This is a genomic window from Acidovorax carolinensis (genome assembly GCF_002157145.1).
Taxonomy (GTDB): Bacteria; Pseudomonadota; Gammaproteobacteria; order Burkholderiales; family Burkholderiaceae_C; genus Acidovorax; species Acidovorax carolinensis.
In genome coordinates, this window is record NZ_CP021361.1 from 1712055 (window position 1) to 1731479 (window position 19425).

The following is a 19425-nucleotide window of genomic DNA, read 5'->3' on the forward strand; positions in this document are numbered from 1 at the left end:
CAAGCCCATCCAGCCCAACCCTCGACAAGAAGGAGACAAACCCATGACGATTTCCCGCTGGCTGACCGCAGCCGCCCTGTGCATGCTGCCCGGCCTGGCCTGTGCCGCCGATATCGACGGCAGCCGCCTCTCGATGCTGTGGGGTGTGCCGTTTGCCGGCATCTTGCTGTCGATTGCGCTCGTGCCCCTGCTGGCGCCGATTTTCTGGCACCACCATTTCGGCAAGGTGGCGGCGGCCTGGGGGCTGGCGTTCCTGGTGCCGTTCGCGTTGGTATTCGGGCCGGGCGTTGCGGGCGCAAGCTTCGTGCATGCACTGCTGGCCGAATACGTCCCTTCGTCATTTTGCTCACGGCGCTGTTTGCGGTGTCGGGCGGCATCTACATCCGCGGCAACCTGCATGGCAGTCCGGGGCTTAACACGGCCATTCTGGCCATTGGCGCCGTGCTGGCCAGTTTCATGGGCACCACGGGGGCATCCATGCTGCTGATTCGCCCGCTGATCCGCGCCAACGACAACCGCAAGCATGTGGCCCATGTGGTGGTGTTCTTCATCTTCATCGTCTCCAACGCGGGCGGATCGCTCACGCCGCTGGGCGATCCACCGCTGTTCCTGGGCTTTTTGAAGGGCGTGGATTTCTTCTGGACGGTGGCCCATATCTTTCAGGAGACGCTGTTCCTGGTGGGCGTGCTGCTGGTGCTGTTCTATGCGCTCGACAGCTGGTATTACCGCCGCAACAAAGAGATGACGCCGCAAGACCCGACCCCCGACACCCGCGACGCCCGCGATATCGGCTTTGATGGCAAGGTCAACTTTGCCCTGCTGGGCGTGGTGGTGGCGCTGGTGCTGCTCAGCGGTTTCTGGAAATCGCCGGTGGTGTTCAGCATTGTGGGCACCGAGGTCGGGTTGCCTGGCATCGTGCGCGATGTGGGCCTGGTCCTCGTCACGCTGGCCTCGCTTTGGCTCACGCCCAAAACAGTCCATGCCGACAACCAGTTCGGCTGGGGCCCCATGCAAGAAGTGGCCAAGCTGTTTGCGGGCATCTTCCTGACCATCATTCCCGTGATCGCCATGCTCAAGGCGGGCGTGAACGGGCCGTTTGGCGCCATCGTCGCCGCCGTGACCCGGCCCGACGGGTCGCCCGACCCGGCCATGTATTTCTGGGCCACCGGCGCGCTGTCGTCGTTTCTGGACAACGCCCCGACCTACCTGGTGTTCTTCAATACCGCCGGGGGCGACCCTGCGGTGCTCATGACCACGCTGGCCCCCACGCTGGCGGCCATCTCGGCCGGCGCTGTGTTCATGGGCGCCAACACCTACATTGGCAACGCGCCCAACCTTATGGTCAAGGCCATTGCCGAAGACCGCGGCGTGAGGATGCCCAGCTTCTTCGGCTACATGCTGTGGTCCTTCGGCATCCTGGTGCCGCTGTTCGTGGTGATGACCTTCATCTGGTTCAAGTGAAGTACATCCCCCAGAGCGACTTGGTCGCTTCCCCCTTCTCTCGCATCGCTACGCGCTGCGGGAAGGGGGACGCCGCCCTCGCTGCAGGGCGGCCCTTGCTCGGCGGCCCTGGCCTGGGTCGCGCCCGTTTCATCAGCTGTGATCGACGCACAACACATTGGAGATAAAAAATGAGCAAACCCCGCATCCTGGTCGCCCGCGCGATTTTTCCTGAAGTGGTTGCGCGCCTGGCGCAGCATTTCGAGGTCGAGGCCAACCCCGATGACGTGATCTGGTCGCCGCAGGAGCTGGCCGCGCGGCTGGCCGACAAGGACGGCGCCTTCACCACGGGCAGCCAGCGCATCGACGCGGCGCTTCTGTCCGCAGCGCCGAGCCTGAAAATCGTCGCCAACATGGCCGTGGGCTACAACAACTTTGACGTGGACGCCATGACCGCCGCCGGCGTGCAGGGCACCAACACGCCCGATGTGCTGACCGAAACCACGGCCGACTTCGGCTTTGCGCTGCTGATGGCCACGGCCCGGCGTGTTGCCGAGAGCGAGCATTTTCTGCGCGCCGGCAAGTGGACCACCTGGCGCTACGACATGTTTGCGGGCTCCGACATCCATGGCAGCACGCTCGGCATCATCGGCATGGGACGCATCGGCCAGGGCATCGCCAGGCGCGGCGCACACGGCTTTGGCATGAACGTGGTCTATCACAACCGCTCGCGTCTGCCTGCCGCGCTGGAGGCCGAATGCAAGGCCCGCTATGTCGAGAAGGATGAGCTGCTGCGCACGGCCGACCATGTGGTGCTGGTGCTGCCGTACACCCCGGCATCGCACCACACGATCGGTGCGGCCGAGCTGGCGCTGATGAAGCCCACGGCCACGCTCATCAACATTGCGCGCGGCGGCATCGTGGACGACGCGGCATTGGCCGTGGTCCTGCGCGAGCGGCGCATCGCGGCGGCGGGCCTGGATGTGTTCGAGGGCGAGCCCAGCGTGTACCCCGATCTGCTCACGGTGCCCAACGTGGTGCTCACCCCGCACATCGCCAGCGCCACGGTGCCCACGCGCCTGGCCATGGCCAACCTGGCCGCCGACAACCTGATTGCGTTTTTCGACGGGCGCGGCCCGCTCACACCGGTGAATCAGCCGGCTGCAGCGCGATCTGCCTGAGTTTTGAATGAAATCGGCCTCTGGCGCTTATTGGATAAGCGCTGGCAGCTATATAAATAATAGTGAATGCCTTGACTACTGACACGCTCGTTTTGCTGGTCGCGCTGGCCCTGGTGCTGGTGCTTTTGGTGCTGCTGCTGGTGCGCCGCCCGCGTGTGGACCTGCCGCCCGAATGGCTGGCGCGCCTGCAGGCGCTGGAGGGCACCACACAGGCCACGCAACTGGCCGTGGCCAAAAACGATGGCGCCATGGATGCGCTGGCTCACCAGCTCAGCGGCTTCACGCAGGCCACGCAAACCACGCTCGAAACCCTGCGCCACGCCGTGGACGAGCGCCTCGCCCAGGCCGTGACCGAGTCGCGCAACGGCCGTGCCGAGCTGCTGGCCGCGTTTGGCGTGTTCGAGGCGCGGCTGGAGCAGCGGCAGACAGCGCTCGATGTCTCGCTGGCCCAGCGCTTCGATGGCCTGCAGCAGGCCGTGGCCGGGCGCCTGGAAGAAAGCAGCAAGGCGCTGCTGGCGCACTTGGCGCAGGGCCAGGCCGATGCCGCAGCAGCGCGCACCGAGCTGTCGGCCACGCTGGTGGGCTTTCGCACCGAGCTCACCACCACCACGGCCGCGCTGGCCGCCGAGAGCGTCAAGTCGCGCGAGGCCATGGGCGAGAGCGCGGCGCTGTTTGAAAAGCGCATCCAGGAGCGCTTCGAGGCGCTGACGGCCGCCACGCGCCTCACACTCGACTCGCTCAAGACCGACATCCAGGCCCAGCTGGGCACCATGTCGAATGCGCTCAAGGACCAGCTCGAAGGCAACAGCTACCAGATCAAGAACCAGTTCTCGGTGCTGCAAGACGCGGTGTCGCAGCAGCTCACCGGCCTGGTGCAGGGCAGCCAGCACAACGCCGAGCAACTGCGCACCGCGCTGAACGAGCGGCTCGGCGCCATCCAGGCCGACAACGCCACCAAGCTCGAAGAAATGCGCCGCACCGTGGACGAAAAGCTGCACGCCACGCTGGAGCAGCGCCTGGGCGAATCGTTCAAGCTGGTGAGCGACCGGCTCGAACAGGTGCACAAAGGCCTGGGCGAGATGCAGACCCTGGCGGGCAGCGTGGGCGACTTGAAGCGCGTGATGACCAACGTGAAGTCGCGCGGCACCTGGGGCGAAATGCAGCTGGGCGCCATCATCGACAACGTGCTCACGCCCGACCAGTTCGCGCGCAACGTCAAGACCGTGCCGGGCAGCGACGAGCTGGTCGAATTTGCCATCCGCTTGCCCGGCAAGAGCGACGAGCACCCCGTGTGGCTGCCCATCGACTCCAAGTACCCGGTGGAGCAATACCAGCGCCTCATGGACGCGCAGGACGCCGCCGACAAGGCCGCCATTTTGTCGGCGGGCAACGCGTTCGAGACCTCGATCAAACTCGAAGCCAAGAAGATCTTCGCCAAATACGTCTCGCCCCCGCACACCACCGACTTTGCCGTGCTGTATTTGCCCACCGAAGGCCTGTTTGCCGAGGTCATGCGCCGCCCCGGCCTGGTCGAAGCGGTGCAGAACGACTGCCGCGTGATGATCACCGGCCCGGCCAACCTGGCCGCCATGCTCAACAGCCTGCAGATGGGTTTTAAAACGCTGGCGATCGAAAAGCGCTCGTCCGAGGTGTGGAGCCTGCTGGGCATGGTCAAGACCGAGTTCGCCAAGTTTGGCGATGTGGTCGAGGCCACCAAAAAATCCATCGACGCGGCGGCCCGCAAGTTTGACGAGGTGGGCGTGCGCACCCGCGCCATCCAGCGCCGGCTGCGCGATGTGCAGGACCTGCCCGCACCCGACACGGCCGTGCCCCTGGCGGGCACCAGCACGGCTGTGCTGCCCGGACTGGACCCCGAGGACGATTAGTGCACAACACGCTTTCACCGTGAACTGGGCGTTGGCGCGCCTGATTGCGGGCCAGATCTGCGTGCACGCCTGCATGGCGGGCATGCGCATGGCCGCGCCGCTGCTGGCGCTGCGCGAGGGCTATAGCGCTGCGGCCGTTGGGGTGCTGCTGGCGCTGTTTGCGCTCACCCAGGTGTTTCTGGCCCTGCCGGCAGGTCGCTATGCCGACCGCCACGGCTTGAAGCGCCCCGTGGGCCTGGCGGTGGCGGTGGCGTCGGTGGGGCTGCGCTGGCGCTGGTGTTGCCGGTCTTTCCCGTGCTGTGCCTGGCCGCGCTGATGACCGGGGGCGCCAGCGGCGCGGCCATCATTTCGCTGCAGCGCCATGTGGGCCGTGCCGCGCACGACGCCACGCAACTCAAGCGCGTGTTCAGCTGGCTGGCCATCGGGCCGGCTGTGTCCAATTTCATTGGCCCTTTCTGCGCCGGCTTGCTGATCGACCATGCCGGCAGCACCGCAGGCAGCCTGGAGGGCTACCGGGCCGCGTTTGCGCTGATGGCGCTGCTGCCGCTGGCCACCTGGTTCTGGGTGCGCGACACCGTGGAACTGCCTCCGGTGATTGCCGCCGCCGGCGGTGCCCGCAGCGGGCATGGGATCTGGTGAACGAACCCCGGTTTCGGCGCCTGCTGCTGGTCAACTGGTTCCTGTCGTCGTGCTGGGACGTGCACACCTTTGTCGTGCCGCTGCTGGGGCATGAGCGCGGCCTGTCGGCTTCGGTGATCGGCACCATCCTGGGGGCGTTTGCCATCGCGGCGGCCTTGATCCGGGTGCTGATGCCGCTGGTGGCAGAACATCTGCGCGAGGCGACTGTGGTCACCACCGCCATGCTGGTCACCGCGCTGTTGTTTGGCGTTTATCCGCTGTTGCCCACGGCGCTGGCCATGGGCGCCTGCTCGGTGCTGCTGGGCTTTGCGCTCGGGTCGGTGCAGCCCATGATCATGAGCATGCTGCACCAGATCACGCCGCACCACCGCCACGGCGAGGCGCTGGGGTTGCGGCTCATGACCATCAACGCCTCCAGTGTGCTCATGCCCGTGCTGTTTGGCTCGGCGGGGGCGCTGATTGGCGTGGCCGGCCTGTTCTGGGTGGTGGGCGCCAGCGTGGCTTTTGGCGCGCGGCAGGCGTGGCTGATGGGGCGGGACTCCTGAAGGGGCGGCCCCGTACCGGTGCCGGGGGCGCCTTCAGAGCTTGTAGAAAGCCCTGATCAGCCCCCAGGCCTCCTGCGGGTCGTCCGTGTAGTGGAACAGCTGCAGGTCCTTGGCCGAGATGGTGCCTTCTTCCACCATCACGTCAAAGTTGATCAGGCGCTTCCAGTAGTCGGTGCCAAACAGCACGATGGGCACCGGCTTGGCCTTGCCGGTTTGCACCAGGGTGAGCACCTCGAACAGTTCATCGAGCGTGCCAAAGCCGCCGGGGAACGCCACCAGGGCCTTGGCGCGCATCATGAAGTGCATCTTGCGCAGGGCAAAGTAGTGGAACTTGAAGCTCAGCGAGGGCGAGATGAAGCGGTTGCCGCTTTGCTCGTGCGGCAGGCCGATGTTCAGGCCCACGTTCAGTGCGCCCGCCTCGTGGGCACCCCGGTTGGCCGCCTCCATGATGCCGGGGCCGCCGCCCGTGCAGATATAGATGCGGTCGGTCGGGCGCTGGCGTTCGCTGTAGTCGGCCACATGGCCGGCAAACTGGCGCGCGAGGTCGTAATAGCGGGCATTGCGCACGGCCTGGCGTGCGCGCTGCAGTTGTGCTTCGTCGCCGCTGGCTTCGGCTGCGCTCAACTGGGCAGCCGCCTCGTCGGGCGCCTTAAAGCGGGCGCTGCCATACACCACCACCGTGTTCTCGATGCCTTGCTCGGCCTGGCCCAGGTCGGGCTTGAGCATTTCCAGCTGGAACCGGATGCCGCGCGTTTCACGGCGGAACAGAAACTCGGGGTCGGCAAAGGCCAGCCGATAGGCATCAGCGTGCAAGGGGTTGTCGTTGTTGGCGTGCGCGTGCAGTTCGGCCCAGGCATCGGCCAGGCGGCGTTCGTTGAGTTGGGTGTTGGCTTCCATGGGAATTCCAGACGTCGCGGCGGCTGCCGGACTGTGAGAGTGGGGTGTTGACAAGGGCCCGACCGTTGCGTTGGGAACTCTGCGGGAGTTTACAGGTGAAAGGCGCTGTTACGCTTTGCCGTTCTGCGCTGGAAGCTATGAAAACGATAGTAACCCAAGGTGCGGAAAGACCGGAGAATCACCGCGTGGGCAGCCCGTCAGGGCCGGGTGGCCAGCGCCAGCGCCACCGTCTGCAGGCCCAGCAAGGTCATGAGCAGCGAGCCCCCAGGTGCAGCCCGGTGGTGCCGGCCGCCAGCAGGTAGCGCTGCTGCTGCAGCATGGTTACCACCTCGGCCGAGAAGCTGGAAAACGTGGTCAGCGCCCCCAGAAAGCCAGTGACCAGCGCCAGTCGCCAGGCGGGGTCGATCTGGGGCAGGGCCTGGAAGGCCGCCACGCACACACCGATGAGGTAGCCGCCCACCAGATTGGCCGCCAGCGTGCCCCAGGGCAGCAGCGCACCGGGGCCGCTGAGCCACAACCCCAGCCGCCAGCGGGCCAGGGCGCCCAGGCTGGCGCCGATACAGATGGAAAGAACATTCAGCATGGCGCCATTGTCCACATCCGGTGGGCCGCAGCTGCCAAAATCTGCGCGAGCATGCAGACTGGTGCCGGGCGTTGCTGCGAGCGGCGTCGGCCCGCCACGGGTTTCAATCCACCCGCTTGAGCCGGTGGTTGTCGGGTTCCGTTTTTTTGATGAAACAAGGCTATGGCGCTTATGTGTCAAGCGCCAATAGCTATAAATTGAGTAGCAAAAAATGCCTATCCAAACTTCTTTCTCTCCCCGCTGGCAGTTCTGGATCGACCGGGGCGGCACCTTCACCGATGTGGTGGGCAAGCGCCCCGATGGTGCACTGGTCACGCACAAGCTGCTTTCCGAAAACCCCGGGCAATACAAGGACGCGGCCGTGGCCGGCATCCGCCACCTGCTGGGTTTGAAGCCCGGCGAAGCGGTCACTTCCGATCTGGTGGAGTGCGTGAAGATGGGCACCACCGTGGCCACCAATGCGCTGCTCGAGCGCAAGGGCGAGCCCACGCTGCTCATCACCACCAAGGGCTTCAAGGATGCACTGCGCATTGCCTACCAGAACCGCCCGCGCCTGTTTGACCGGCATATCGTGCTGCCCGAGCTGCTGTACAGCCGCGTGATCGAGGCGCATGAGCGCGTGGGCGCGCAGGGCGATGTGATCGAGCCGCTGGATGAGGCGCATCTGAAAGAACGCCTGTGGGCGGCCTACGATGCGGGCCTGCGCAGCGTGGCCATCGTGTTCATGCATGGCTGGCGCTACACCGCCCACGAGCAGGCGGCCGGCCGACTGGCCGAGCAGGCGGGTTTCACGCAGATCAGCACGTCGCACGCCACCAGCCCCATGATGAAGTTCGTGAGCCGGGGCGACACCACGGTGGTGGATGCCTACCTCTCGCCCATCCTGCGCCGCTATGTCGAGCAGGTCGCGGATGAGATGCCTGGCGTGCCGCTGTTCTTCATGCAGTCGTCGGGCGGGCTGGCGGATGCGAACCACTTTCAGGGCAAGGACGCCATCCTCTCGGGCCCGGCCGGCGGCATTGTGGGCATGGCACGGACAGCGGAGCTGGCCTTCGGCAGTGCGTCCGCGGAGCTGGCGGGGCACGCGCGTGTGATCGGCTTTGACATGGGTGGCACGTCCACCGATGTGAGCCACTATGCCGGCGCATTCGAGCGCGAGTTCGAGACGCAGGTGGCCGGCGTGCGCATGCGCGCGCCCATGATGGGTATCCACACCGTGGCGGCCGGTGGCGGCTCGGTGCTGGGCTTTGACGGCGCACGCTTTCGCGTGGGCCCGAGAGTGCCGGCGCCAACCCCGGCCCGGCCAGCTACCGCCGGGGCGGCCCGCTGGCCGTGACCGATGCGAACGTGATGGTGGGCAAGATCCAGCCCGCGCATTTTCTGCAGGTGTTCGGCCATGCCGCCAACGAGCCGCTCGATGCCGATACGGTGCGCGCCCAATTCGGCGTACTCGCCGTGCAGACCGGGCGTGCCCCCGAGGAAGTGGCCCACGGCTTCATCCAGATCGCCGTGCAGCAGATGGCCAATGCCATCAAGAAGATCAGTGTGGCGCGCGGCTACGACGTGACGCGCTACACCCTGCAGTGCTTTGGTGGCGCGGGCGGGCAGCACGCTTGCCTGGTGGCCGATGCCTTGGGCATGGAGCGTGTTTTTGTGCACCCGCTGGCGGGGGTGTTGAGCGCCTATGGCATGGGCCTGGCGGACCAGAACGTGATGCGCGAGCAGGCCGTGGAATGCACGCTGGTGCCCGAGGCGCTGGCGGGCATCGAAGCCACGCTGGATGCGCTGGCTGCTACTGCGCTGGCCGAGCTGCAGCGCCAGCAGGCGGGCAGCGGCAGCGCCGTGGTGCACCGCCGCGTGCATGTGCGCTACGAGGGCAGTGATTCCGCGCTGATGGTTCCGTTTGGCACCCCGGCCGAGATCACCGCCGCATTCGAGAACGCCTACCGCCAGCGTTTTGCCTTTTTGATGCAGGGCAAGGGTCTGGTGGTGGAGGCCGTGTCGGTCGAGGCCGTGTTGCCCGGCGATGCGCCGGTGGAGCCGCGCCACGCGCTGCAGCCGCTGCGCGAGGTGCCGCGCCGCAGCACTGTGCGCATGTACACCGTGGGCACCAGCGGCGCCCCGGGTGGCACGAGGCCGCGCTGGTGGAGCGTGAGGACCTGCGACCCGGCGATGTGATCCCCGGCCCGGCCATCATTGCAGAGAAGAACGCCACCACCATCGTGGAGCCCGGCTGGGAAGCGCAGGTGACCGACCTCAACCACCTGCTGCTCCAGCGCCGCGTGGCGCGCGCCGCGCAGCATGCGGCGGGCACGACGGTCGACCCGGTGCTGCTCGAAGTGTTCAACAACCTGTTCATGAACATCGCCGAGCAGATGGGGCTGCAGCTGCAAAACACCGCCTACTCGGTCAACATCAAGGAGCGGCTTGATTTCAGCTGTGCGCTGTTCGACGCGGCAGGCCACCTGATCGCCAATGCGCCGCACATGCCGGTGCACCTGGGCTCGATGGGCGAGAGCATCCAGACCGTGATCCGGGAAAACGCCGGCTGCATGCAGCCCGGCGATGTGTATGTGCTCAACGACCCCTACCACGGCGGCACGCACCTGCCCGACATCACGGTCATCACGCCGGTGTACCTTGCCGATGAGGCGCAGCCCAGCTTCTACGTGGGCAGCCGGGGCCACCATGCCGATGTGGGCGGCATCACGCCGGGCTCGATGCCGCCGTTTTCCACGCGCATCGAAGAAGAGGGCGTGCAGATCCACAACTTCAAGCTGGTCGAGCGCGGTGTTCTGCGCGAGGCCGAGATGATTGCCTTGCTGCAAAGCGGTGAATACCCTTCACGCAACCCGCAGCAGAACCTGGCCGACCTGAAGGCGCAGATCGCCGCCAACGAAAAGGGCGTGCAGGAACTGCGCAAGATGGTGCAGCAGTTCAGCCTGCCCGTGGTGCAGGCCTACATGGGCCATGTGCAGGACAACGCCGAGGAGTCGGTGCGCCGCGCCATCACGCGCCTCAAGGACGGCGCCTTCACGCTGCCGCTGGACAACGGCGCGCAGATCAGCGTGGCCGTGAAGGTGGATGCGGCGAGCCGCAGCGCCACCATCGACTTCACCGGCACCAGCCCGCAGCAGAGCAACAACTTCAACGCGCCCACGGCGGTGTGCATGGCGGCGGTGCTGTATGTGTTTCGCACGCTGGTGCAGGATGACATCCCGCTGAACGCCGGGTGCCTGAAGCCGCTGAAGGTGATCATCCCGCCCGGCTCCATGCTCAACCCGAACCCACCGGCCTCGGTGGTGGCCGGCAATGTGGAAACATCCACCTGCATCACCAATGCCTTGCTGGGTGCGCTGGGCGTGATGGCTGCCAGCCAGTGCACCATGAACAACTTCACGTTCGGCAACGCCCGCTACCAGTATTACGAAACCATTTCCGGCGGCAGTGGCGCGGGCGGCGTGTTCGATGCCGCAGGTGCCCTGGTGGGCGGCTTTGGCGGCACAAGCGTGGTGCAGACCCACATGACCAACTCGCGCCTGACCGACCCGGAGGTTCTTGAATTCCGCTTTCCGGTGCGGCTGGAAAGCTATGCCATCCGTGCCAACTCGGGCGGCGGCGGCCGCTGGGCGGGCGGCAACGGCGGGGTGCGGCGCATCCGCTTTCTGGAGCCGATGACGGCCAGCATCCTGTCGAACGGCCGCCTCCACGGCGCGTTCGGCATGGCCGGTGGCAAGGCCGGAATGCCCGGCGTCAACAAGGTGGTGCGCGCCAATGGCCGGGTCGAGCTGCTCGGCCACATCGGCCAGGCCGAGATGCAGCCGGGCGATGTGTTCGAGATCCACACCCCGGGTGGTGGCGGGTTTGGTGCTGCGTAAGCAATTTGTGCATCAAATATGTTGAAAACGCTTGATGGTAAAGCGCTTGCAGCTATTTAATCAGGAGCAAATCGTGGCAAGAACATGCCACGGAATCCATCACGAATCGCGCTCGACCGAGGCCGTGCTGCGGCTCAGGCTGGGGGGCACATCGCTGCCCGTACGCCGCGCGCGGAACAGGGCGGCACGCATGAGGAAGATGTTGGTCACGGGCACCGTGATGGCCACGAACAGCGCGATCAGCAGGGAGTGCAGTGCCAGGCCCTCTCCCTGTAGCGAAAAATACACGATGGTGCCGTGCATGATGCACCAGCAACCCATGGTGGCAATGATGGACGGCGCGTGCACGCGCTCGAAATAGGTTTGCAGGCGCAGCAACCCCCAGGAGCCCAGTAGCGCAATGGCTGCGCCCGCCAGCACCAGTACCGCGATGGTGATTTCTGCCCACAGCGGCAGCGCGGCATCGGTCATTCGATCACCTCGCCGCGCAGCAGGAATTTGGCCATGGCCGTCGTGCCGACAAAGCTGAACAGCGCGATCAGCAGCGCCCCCTCGAAATACGCGCTGCTGCCATAGTGAATGCCCAGCACCAGCGCCAGCAGCATGCCGTTGAGGTACATGCAGTCAAGGGCCAGCACGCGGTCTTGTGCCGAGGGGCCCTTGAGCATCCGCACCAGGGCGAGCACCATGGCCAGCACCAGCATGCCCAGGGCAATGGGCAGGGCCCAGGAAAGAACGGGGTGGTTCACTCAAAAATCTCCATCAACGGCCGCTCGTAGTACTGCTTGACGTGGTCGATCAGGGTCTGCGGGTCGTCCACCTCCAGGGCGTGCAGCATGAGCATCGAGCGGTCCAGCGAGAGCTCGGCCCAGGCCGTGCCGGGCGTGATGCAGACGATCATGGCCAGCACGGCCAGCGCATTGGGGTCGCGCAGTTCCAGCGGAATAAGCACAAAGTTGGCGCCATGGCGCGGTCGCCGGGGAGAAAGCAGCAGGCGCGCTACGGCAATGTTCGATGCCACCGTGTCGGCCACCACCGTAAAGCCCAGCCGCAGCACCGTGCCCGGGCGACGGATACGCACCGGCAACGGCCGCAGCCCGCGCGTGAACAACGGGATCAGCCATGCCAGCAACAGCGCCAGCACCAGGTTGCCGGGGCTGAGTGACTGGTTGAGCAGCAGCCATAGCAAGAACAGCGCAGCCGACAGCAGGGGGGCGGGCAGCAGGCGCTTCATGGGGCCTCCCGGGGCAGATTGGCACGGTCCGGTGTGACCGGACCAGGAACCGGCTTTGCCTGCATCACGGCGCGGATGTAGGTGCCCGGCGAATGCAGGGCGTCGGCCGTGGCCTGGGTGAACTGCATCACGGGCCCGGCGATCACGGTCAGTGCAATGCACAGCGCCAGCAGCACGGCGATGGGCAGGCCTTCCAGCACCCGGAGCTGCGGTGCAACGCGTTCATGGGTGGCCCAAAAGTGGCGGATGCCGGCCCGCGAGAGGGCAATCAGCGCCAGCAGGCCGGTGGCAATCATCAGGGCAAACAGCGTCCAGCCCGGCACGCCCGGCTGGGTTCCCGCCGAAGAGGCCAGGCCCAGCGGGTTGAGCAGGGCGCTGAGCATGGCGACCTTGCCGACAAAGCCCGACAGCGGCGGCAGGCCGGCAATCACCAGCGTGCAGACAAGAAAGGCCAGGCCCAGCAGGGCGGCGGCAGCGGGGATCACGCGGCCGATCAGCACTTCCTCATCCTCGTCGAGGTTCAGCCCCTCGGTGGGGACGAGTTCGGCGTTGAGAAAGGGTGCGTTGTCGGCCTGCTCGAACGGTGCGTAGCTGGCGCCGTCGTTGCGCCAGCGGTCGATCAGGTCGGCAGTCAGGAACAGGGCGCTGACGGCCAGCGTGGAGCTGGGCAGGTAATACAGCAGCCCGGCCGTGAGCAGGTTCTGGCCAAAGCCCGCCGCGGCCAGCAGGGTGCCGGATGACAGGATGGCCGCAAACCCCGCCAGGTGCGTCAGGCGCTGCGAGCCCAGCATGCCCACGGCACCAAAGCCCATGGTCAGCATGCCGCCGACGATCAGCCACAGGCTGCCGAACAGGGCCGAGGCGCCGGCCTCGCTGCTGAACAGCAGGGTCCACAGCCGCAAGATGGTGTAGATGCCTACCTTGGTCATCAGCGCAAACAGCGCGCCCACCGGCGCTGTGGCGGCGCTGTAGGCGGGCACGAGCCAGAAGTTGAGCGGCCACACGGCGGCCTTGATGAGGAATGCCGTGGCCAGGATGGCGGCGGCCGCGTGCAGCAGGCCGCGGTCGGCAGCGGCCACCAGTGGAATGGTCTGCGCCAGATCGGCCATGTTCAGCGTGCCGGTGATGCCGTACAGCATCGACACGCCCACCAGGAACAGCGAGGACGCTGCCAGGTTGATGGCGATGTAGTGCAGCCCCGCCTGCACACGCGGCCGGCCCGAGCCATGCAGGAGCAGGCCGTAGGACGCGGCCAGCATGATCTCGAAGAACACGAACAGGTTGAACAGGTCGGCCGTGAGAAAGGCGCCCGCCAGGCCCATGAGCTGGAACTGGAACAGCGGATGGAAATGCACGCCCGCACGGTGCCAGCGGGCCCCCGCAAACACGATGGAGGCCAGGGCAACCACGCTGGTCAGCACCAGCATCATGGCCGAGAGACGGTCCAGGGCCAGCACGATGCCGAACGGCGCCTGCCAGTTGGCCGCCAGGTACACGCCCATGCTGCTGGTGGCACCGGGCTGGTCGGACCACAGCAACAGGGCCAGCGCCACCAGCAGGCCAAGCGCGGTGGAAAGCACGTTGAGGGTGAGCTTCAGGCGATGGTGCTCCTCGCGCATCAGCAGCATGAGTGCGGCCGTGAGCAGGGGCAGGGCGATGGGGGCCAGCATCAGGTGCGGCATCAGTGCCGAGGTTGCTTGCACCACCAGTGCGGTCAGGCCTTCGGTCATGGGGTGACCCCGGTGCGCGGCGCGGCGGCGCGGGCAGGGCGCCGAGCGTGCGGGGAATGCGGCGCGGTGTTCATGGCATCTCCTGCAGGTCGCGGGCGCTGCTGCCGTCCACATGGTCGGTGCCCGACATGCCGCGGGAGGCCAGCAGTACCACCAGAAACAGGGCCGTCATGGCAAAGCCGATGACGATGGCCGTGAGCACCAGCGCCTGCGGCATGGGATCGGCGTAGTGCGCCAGATCATGCGGCAGGCCGGGCCGCAGCACCGGCTCCTTGTCGATCGCCAGGCCCAGTCGGCCCATGCTGAAGATGAACAGGTTGACGGCATACGACAGCAGCGACAGCCCCATGATGACCTGGAAGGTGCGTGGGCGCAGCAGCAGCCACACGCCCGAGCCTGTGAGCACGCCGATGGCGATGACCAGAACGATTTCCATCAGCGGGTGGCCTCCTGTGCGGATGTGTGGTCGGCATCGCGCTCGGCCGCTTCTTCGGCCAGGCGGGCGTGATAGCGGTGGCCGCGCACCGATTGGTGGGCAATGGCTGTGAGGATCAGCAAGGTGGAGCCCACCACCAGCGTGAAAACGCCGATGTCAAAGAACATGGCGCTGGCGACATGGATGTCGCCCAGCAGCGGCAGCGTCAGGTGGAAGGTGTGGCTGGTGAGAAACGGATAGCCCACCACGATCGCGCCGAGCCCCGTGGCCAGGGCGAAGAGCAGGCCGGTGCCGATCCAGCGCCGGGGGAGCAGCGGCATATGGGCCTCGACCCAGTGTGTGCCCGAGATGATGTATTGCAGCAGCAGCGCCACCGAAATCACCAGCCCCGCCACAAATCCGCCACCGGGTTCGTTGTGCCCGCGCATGAACAGGTAGAACGCCACCACGGTGGCAAAGGGCAGCAGCAGGCGCACCAGCACGGCAGGCACCATCAGATAGCCCACGGCAGTGTCGGTGGCGTGGCGCGGATTGAGCAGGTCGGTTTGCAGGTCGGCCGGCAAGTTGCGCTGCTGCTCGGGCAGGTCCATCGTTTCGCGCGCGGGGCGAAAGCGCCGCAGCAGTGCATATACGGTGAGGGCCACCACGCCCAGCACCACGATTTCACCAAAGGTGTCAAAACCGCGAAAATCCACCAGCATCACGTTGACCACGTTGGTGCCGCCGCCCTGGCTCAAGGCATTTTCCAGGAAGAAGGTGGACGTGCTGTCGGGAAAGGGGCGGCTCATCATGGCAAAGGCCAGCCAGGCCATGCCGCCGCCGGCTGCCAGCGCCAGCGCCATGTCGCGCTGGCGGCGCCAGCGGGTGGTGGCCTGCTCGGCAGAGGTGGCAACACGCAGGGTTTCGTCGCGTTTGGGTAGCCAGCGCAGGCCCAGCAGGATGAGCACCGTGGTCACGATCTCGACCACGATCTGTGTCAGTGCCAGGTCGGGCGCCGAGAACCACAGAAACGTGATGCAGGTGCAAAGTCCTGCTCCACCCGCCAGCGTGAGCGCCGCCAGGCGGTGGTATTTGGCCTGCCAGGCGGCCGCTACGGCGCAGACCATGCCCACGGCCCAGAGCAGCGCGAACGCGGGCGACAGCGGCAGCATGCTGCGCTGGCCCAGTTGCACACCCTGGCTCCACAGCGGAAGAGCGCCCGCGGCCAGCGCCGCGCTCACCAGCCACAGCATCTGCCACTGCAGGCGCTGGGTGGACAGCATGCGCCGGCCGTTGCGCCCCATTTGCGTGAACAGGGCCAGGCCGCCGTCAAACAGGCGCCGCCCCTGGATGTGGTGCATGAGCGGCGGCGCATCCACCTGGCCGGCGGCTCGCAGCGCCCGCAGCGCCAGATACAGCACGATGCCGCCGCCCAGGGCCACCAGGCTCATGACGAAGGGCGTGTTGAAGCCGTGCCACACAGCGAGGCTGAAGGCCGGCAGTTCTCCGCCCACCACGGGCCTTGCCGCCGCATCCAGAAAGCGGCCCACGGACCAGGCCGGCAGCATGCCCACCACGAGGCAGGCCAGCACCAGCAATTCGACCGGCACGCGCATCCAGTGCGGGGGTTCGTGCGGCGGGTGGGGCAGATCGGTGGCCGGCGGGCCAAAGAACACATCGACCGTGAAGCGCAGCGAATAGGCCACGCTGAACATGCCCGCCACGGTGGCGGCAACGGGCAGCAAAGCGGCTACCAGCGGCGTGGTGTCCACGAACACCGTTTCGGCGAAGAACATCTCCTTGGACAGGAAGCCATTGAGCAGCGGCACGCCCGCCATCGCGGCGCTGGCCACCATGGCCAGCGTGGCGGTGACCGGCATCATGGTGCGCAGCCCCGACAGGCGCCGGATGTCGCGCGTGCCGCTTTCGTGGTCCACGATGCCGGCGGCCATGAACAGCGAGGCCTTGAAGGTGGCGTGGTTCATGATGTGAAAGACGGCGGCCACGGCGGCCAGCGGGCTGTTCAGGCCCAGCAGCAGGGTGATGAGGCCCAGGTGCGAAATGGTCGAGTAGGCAAGCAGGCCCTTGAGGTCGTTCTGGAACATCGCCGCATAACCGCCCACCAGCAGCGTGGCCAGGCCCGCGCCGCCCACCAGCCAGAACCAGGGCTCGGTGCCGCCCATCACGGGCCACATGCGGGCCAGCAGAAACACGCCGGCCTTCACCATGGTGGCCGAGTGCAGATAGGCCGAAACGGGCGTGGGCGCGGCCATGGCATTGGGCAGCCAGAAGTGAAACGGAAACTGCGCGCTCTTGGTGAAGGCGCCCAGCAGCAACAGGACGAGGGCCGTGAGGTACAGCGGATGGTTGCGCACCTGCTCGCCGGCTGCGAGCACATGATCGAGGTCGTAGCTGCCCACGATGCGGCCGATGACCAGCATGCCGCCCAGCATGCACAGGCCGCCCGTGCCGGTCACGGTGAGCGCCATGCGTGCGCCGCGCCGCGCATCGCGCCGGTGGTGCCAGTAGCCAATCAGCAGGAAGGAAAACAGGCTGGTCAGTTCCCAGAAGAACGCCAGCTGGATGATGTTGCCCGCCAGCACCACGCCGGTCATCGCCCCCATGAAGGCGAGAAAAAACGAGAAGAAACGCGGCACCGGGTCGGCAGGCGACATGTAGTAGCGCGCATACAGCACCACCAGTGCGCCGATGCCCAGCACCAGCATGCAGAACATCCACGCAAAGCCATCCATGCGGATGACCAGGTTCAGCCCCAGCGCCGGGAGCCATTCAATTTCCTGGCGCAGCACGCCGCCGTCGGCGATCTGGGGAAAGTAGAGCGCGGCCTGCACGGTGCAGAACAGGGCAATCAGCCCCGCCACGGTCGATTCGGTGTTGCGGGCATTTGCAGGCAATACCGCCGCAAGGAAGCTGCCGATGAAGGGAAGAAGAATGAGGGTGATCAGGGGCATGCGCGGGCAATTTTACGGGGCGGCCTGCTCCCGTCATTGAAAAGACCATGCGTGCCCAGGCGTTTGCCCCGGGGTGCCGGTCCCCAAAGAAAACCCGCCGCAGCGGGCTTGGTGCCTGCGTGGGGCGCTTATTGTTTGGGAGCGCTGGCGGCAGCCCGCGTGGGGCCGCAGCAGAGGCCTTGAAGCCCCGGCCGTTCACCGTCATGCCTTCGGCAGAAAATTTGCCGGCATTGGCCTCGCCTACACCGCGCACCCGCTGGATGAAGTCGTTCCAGTCCTTGAACGCACCGTGCTTGCGCTCTTCGATGATCTTGCCCGACAGGCCCGGCCCGATGCCCTTGATGCCGTCCAGTTCAGCGGCCGTAGCCTTGTTCACATCGACCGCTGCAAACGAGGCGGCGGCATAAAGCATGGCGACAAGGGCCAGTATTTTCTTCAGCATGGATGGAGCTCCTGATGGATGAAGCGGCACGATGAAGCCGCGTGGTCATCATAGCCATGCCCGCCGCACACGCTGGATGACCACCTGCTCGTGCAGCCGGCTCAGAGCTCTTCGACCCGGCGCGCGGGGTAGCTGTCCCAGGTCTGGCAGCCCGGGCATTGCCAGAAATGCTGGCGGGCCTCGAAGCCGCAGGCTGCGCAGCGGTAGCGTGTGAGCGGTTTGACGGCATGGTCAAGCGCCCGCTGCACCTGGGGGTGGAACTCTTCGTGCTCCAGCCTTTCTTCTGCCAGCCACTTGGCGGCCGCCACCAGGGATTTTTCTTTGTCCAGATGCCGGACATACCACTGTCGCGCTGTGGCCTGCGCTGTGGCATCACGGGTCTGTAAGGCCACGATGCCTTCCAGAACATCCAGCGAAGGCGCCTCGGCGTAATGCGCTTGCAGCAATGCCTGCATCTCCGGCGCTGTGCCCGCTGCGATGGCCGCTTCGACCATCAGGGGCGTGGCCAGGGGCAGCGCGGCGGGAGACAGCCGGCTGAGTGCCTGCAGGGTGCCCAGGGCCGCACCGGTGTCACCCATCAGCTGCTGCAGCCGGGCGAGGTCGATGCGGGCGCGGGCAGCGTCGGGCGCGGTGTCCACGGCCTGGTTCAGCAGGGCCAGAGCGCCAGCGCGGTCGTTGCTGGCAATGCAGGCTTGCGCCTGTTCGCACAGGTAATGCGCCTGACGGGTGCTGAAATCGCCTTGGCTGGCGTCGTGCATCTTGCGGGCAATGCCGGCGGCGTGGGGCCAGTCGCGCGAACGTTCGTAGATGGCCAGCAAGGCAAGGCGGGCCTGGCTCTCGAAGGGCGTGCCTTCCAGCTGGTTTAACGCCGCTTCGGCCCGGTCGAGCAGGCCGGCTTTCAGAAAATCGAGCGCCAGGGCGTGTTGGGCGCGCTCCCGGTCAGCGCGGGACAGGTCGCCGCGCGACAGCAGGTGTTCGTGCACCCGCACTGCGCGGTCGTATTCGCCCCGGCGGCGAAACAGGTTGCCCAGGGCAAAGTGCAGTTCGGAAGTGTCGGGGTCGTTCTGCACCGCTTCGATGAAGGCATCGATGGCCTGGTCCTGCTGCTCGTTGAGCAGAAAGTTCAGTCCCTTGAAATAGGCCTTGGGAGCACGGCGGTTTTCCGCCCGCAGCTGGCGCAGGTCAAAGCGCGACGCCAGCCAGCCGAGTACAAATGCCAGGGGCAAACCCAGCAGGATCCAGCTGATATCAAATTCCATGGGGGGGCAGCATTTCGGCGGACGATGGCGCGGTGGTTGGTGCGGGAGCGGTTGGCGCAGGCGATGGGCTTGCAGACACATCGGCGCGGCGCGCCGCCCGGCGGTGCTTCCACCAGCGGGGCACCATGCCCAGAACGCCCACCACCAGGCCGGCAGCAAACGCGGTCAGCACCACCAGCACCAAAGGCGCACGCCACTGCGTGCCGAAGAAAAAATGCACGGTGGCGTCTTGCTGGTTGTTCAGCGCGAACGCAAACAGCGTAAAAAAAATGGCTGCCTTGAGCAGCCACAGGAGGTATTTCATGGAGCTCCCCGGTGGTGGGG

11 protein-coding genes and 5 pseudogenes are annotated in these 19425 nt (G+C 66.4%); 5 read left to right on the forward strand and 11 right to left on the reverse strand.

All coding sequences use genetic code 11. The features are described 5' to 3' along the window. Positions 1-43: 43 nt before the first annotated feature. From CBP34_RS08110 to CBP34_RS08125, 4 genes and pseudogenes are all read left to right on the forward strand, one after another. Positions 44-1461: pseudogene (locus CBP34_RS08110) on the forward strand (sodium:proton antiporter). A gap of 170 nt (positions 1462-1631) precedes the next feature. Continuing rightward, complete coding sequence (locus CBP34_RS08115) at positions 1632-2621, forward strand: 2-hydroxyacid dehydrogenase (RefSeq protein WP_094097733.1); 990 nt, start codon at positions 1632-1634, stop codon at positions 2619-2621. Positions 2622-2692: 71 nt separating this feature from the next. After that, positions 2693-4507, forward strand: coding sequence for a DNA recombination protein RmuC (locus CBP34_RS08120; protein ID WP_094099112.1), 1815 nt, complete (start codon positions 2693-2695; stop codon positions 4505-4507). A 19-nt stretch (positions 4508-4526) separates the two neighbouring features. Then, positions 4527-5691, forward strand: a pseudogene (locus tag CBP34_RS08125) (MFS transporter). 33 nt (positions 5692-5724) lie between these two features. On the opposite strand, the gene CBP34_RS08130 reads toward CBP34_RS08125, so the two are convergent. Further along, complete coding sequence (locus CBP34_RS08130; protein WP_086912117.1) at positions 5725-6588, reverse strand: LOG family protein; 864 nt, start codon at positions 6586-6588, stop codon at positions 5725-5727. A 197-nt stretch (positions 6589-6785) separates the two neighbouring features. Then, positions 6786-7171 (reverse strand): annotated as a pseudogene (crcB, locus tag CBP34_RS08135) (fluoride efflux transporter CrcB). Positions 7172-7382: 211 nt separating this feature from the next. Between crcB and CBP34_RS08140 the strand changes: the two are divergent. After that, positions 7383-11049 (forward strand): annotated as a pseudogene (locus tag CBP34_RS08140) (hydantoinase B/oxoprolinase family protein). Positions 11050-11148: 99 nt separating this feature from the next. Here the strand turns inward: CBP34_RS08140 and CBP34_RS08145 are convergent. The 9 genes and pseudogenes from CBP34_RS08145 to CBP34_RS08185 all read right to left on the reverse strand — a co-directional run bounded on the left by CBP34_RS08145 (position 11149) and on the right by CBP34_RS08185 (position 19405). Continuing rightward, on the reverse strand, positions 11149-11520 hold the full coding sequence (locus CBP34_RS08145) for a monovalent cation/H(+) antiporter subunit G (protein ID WP_094097734.1): 372 nt from the start codon (positions 11518-11520) through the stop codon (positions 11149-11151). Then, positions 11517-11753: a K+/H+ antiporter subunit F gene (locus CBP34_RS08150; protein WP_236748566.1), complete on the reverse strand. Its 237-nt coding sequence runs from the start codon at positions 11751-11753 to the stop codon at positions 11517-11519. The genes CBP34_RS08145 and CBP34_RS08150 overlap by 4 nt, the downstream gene beginning before the upstream one ends. 41 nt (positions 11754-11794) lie before the next feature. Beyond that, positions 11795-12283 carry a Na+/H+ antiporter subunit E gene (locus CBP34_RS08155; RefSeq protein ID WP_086912121.1) on the reverse strand — a complete coding sequence of 163 codons (489 nt, stop codon included), beginning with the start codon at positions 12281-12283 and terminating at the stop codon, positions 11795-11797. Beyond that, positions 12280-14013: a monovalent cation/H+ antiporter subunit D gene (locus CBP34_RS08160; protein ID WP_094097735.1), complete on the reverse strand. Its 1734-nt coding sequence runs from the start codon at positions 14011-14013 to the stop codon at positions 12280-12282. Before CBP34_RS08160 ends, CBP34_RS08155 begins: the two co-directional genes overlap by 4 nt. A 70-nt stretch (positions 14014-14083) precedes the next feature. Beyond that, complete coding sequence (locus CBP34_RS08165) at positions 14084-14449, reverse strand: Na+/H+ antiporter subunit C (RefSeq protein ID WP_086912123.1); 366 nt, start codon at positions 14447-14449, stop codon at positions 14084-14086. After that, positions 14449-17400, reverse strand: coding sequence for a monovalent cation/H+ antiporter subunit A (locus tag CBP34_RS08170; RefSeq protein ID WP_094097736.1), 2952 nt, complete (start codon positions 17398-17400; stop codon positions 14449-14451). The genes CBP34_RS08165 and CBP34_RS08170 overlap by 1 nt, the downstream gene beginning before the upstream one ends. A gap of 292 nt (positions 17401-17692) precedes the next feature. Next, positions 17693-17842 (reverse strand): annotated as a pseudogene (locus CBP34_RS20350) (ComEA family DNA-binding protein); the annotation flags it as partial. A gap of 101 nt (positions 17843-17943) precedes the next feature. Then, complete coding sequence (gene lapB / locus CBP34_RS08180) at positions 17944-19101, reverse strand: lipopolysaccharide assembly protein LapB (RefSeq protein WP_086927132.1); 1158 nt, start codon at positions 19099-19101, stop codon at positions 17944-17946. Further along, a complete protein-coding gene (locus CBP34_RS08185) occupies positions 19091-19405 on the reverse strand; it encodes a LapA family protein (protein WP_086912127.1) in 315 nt (104 codons plus the stop codon). The genes lapB and CBP34_RS08185 overlap by 11 nt, the downstream gene beginning before the upstream one ends. Positions 19406-19425: the final 20 nt, after the last annotated feature.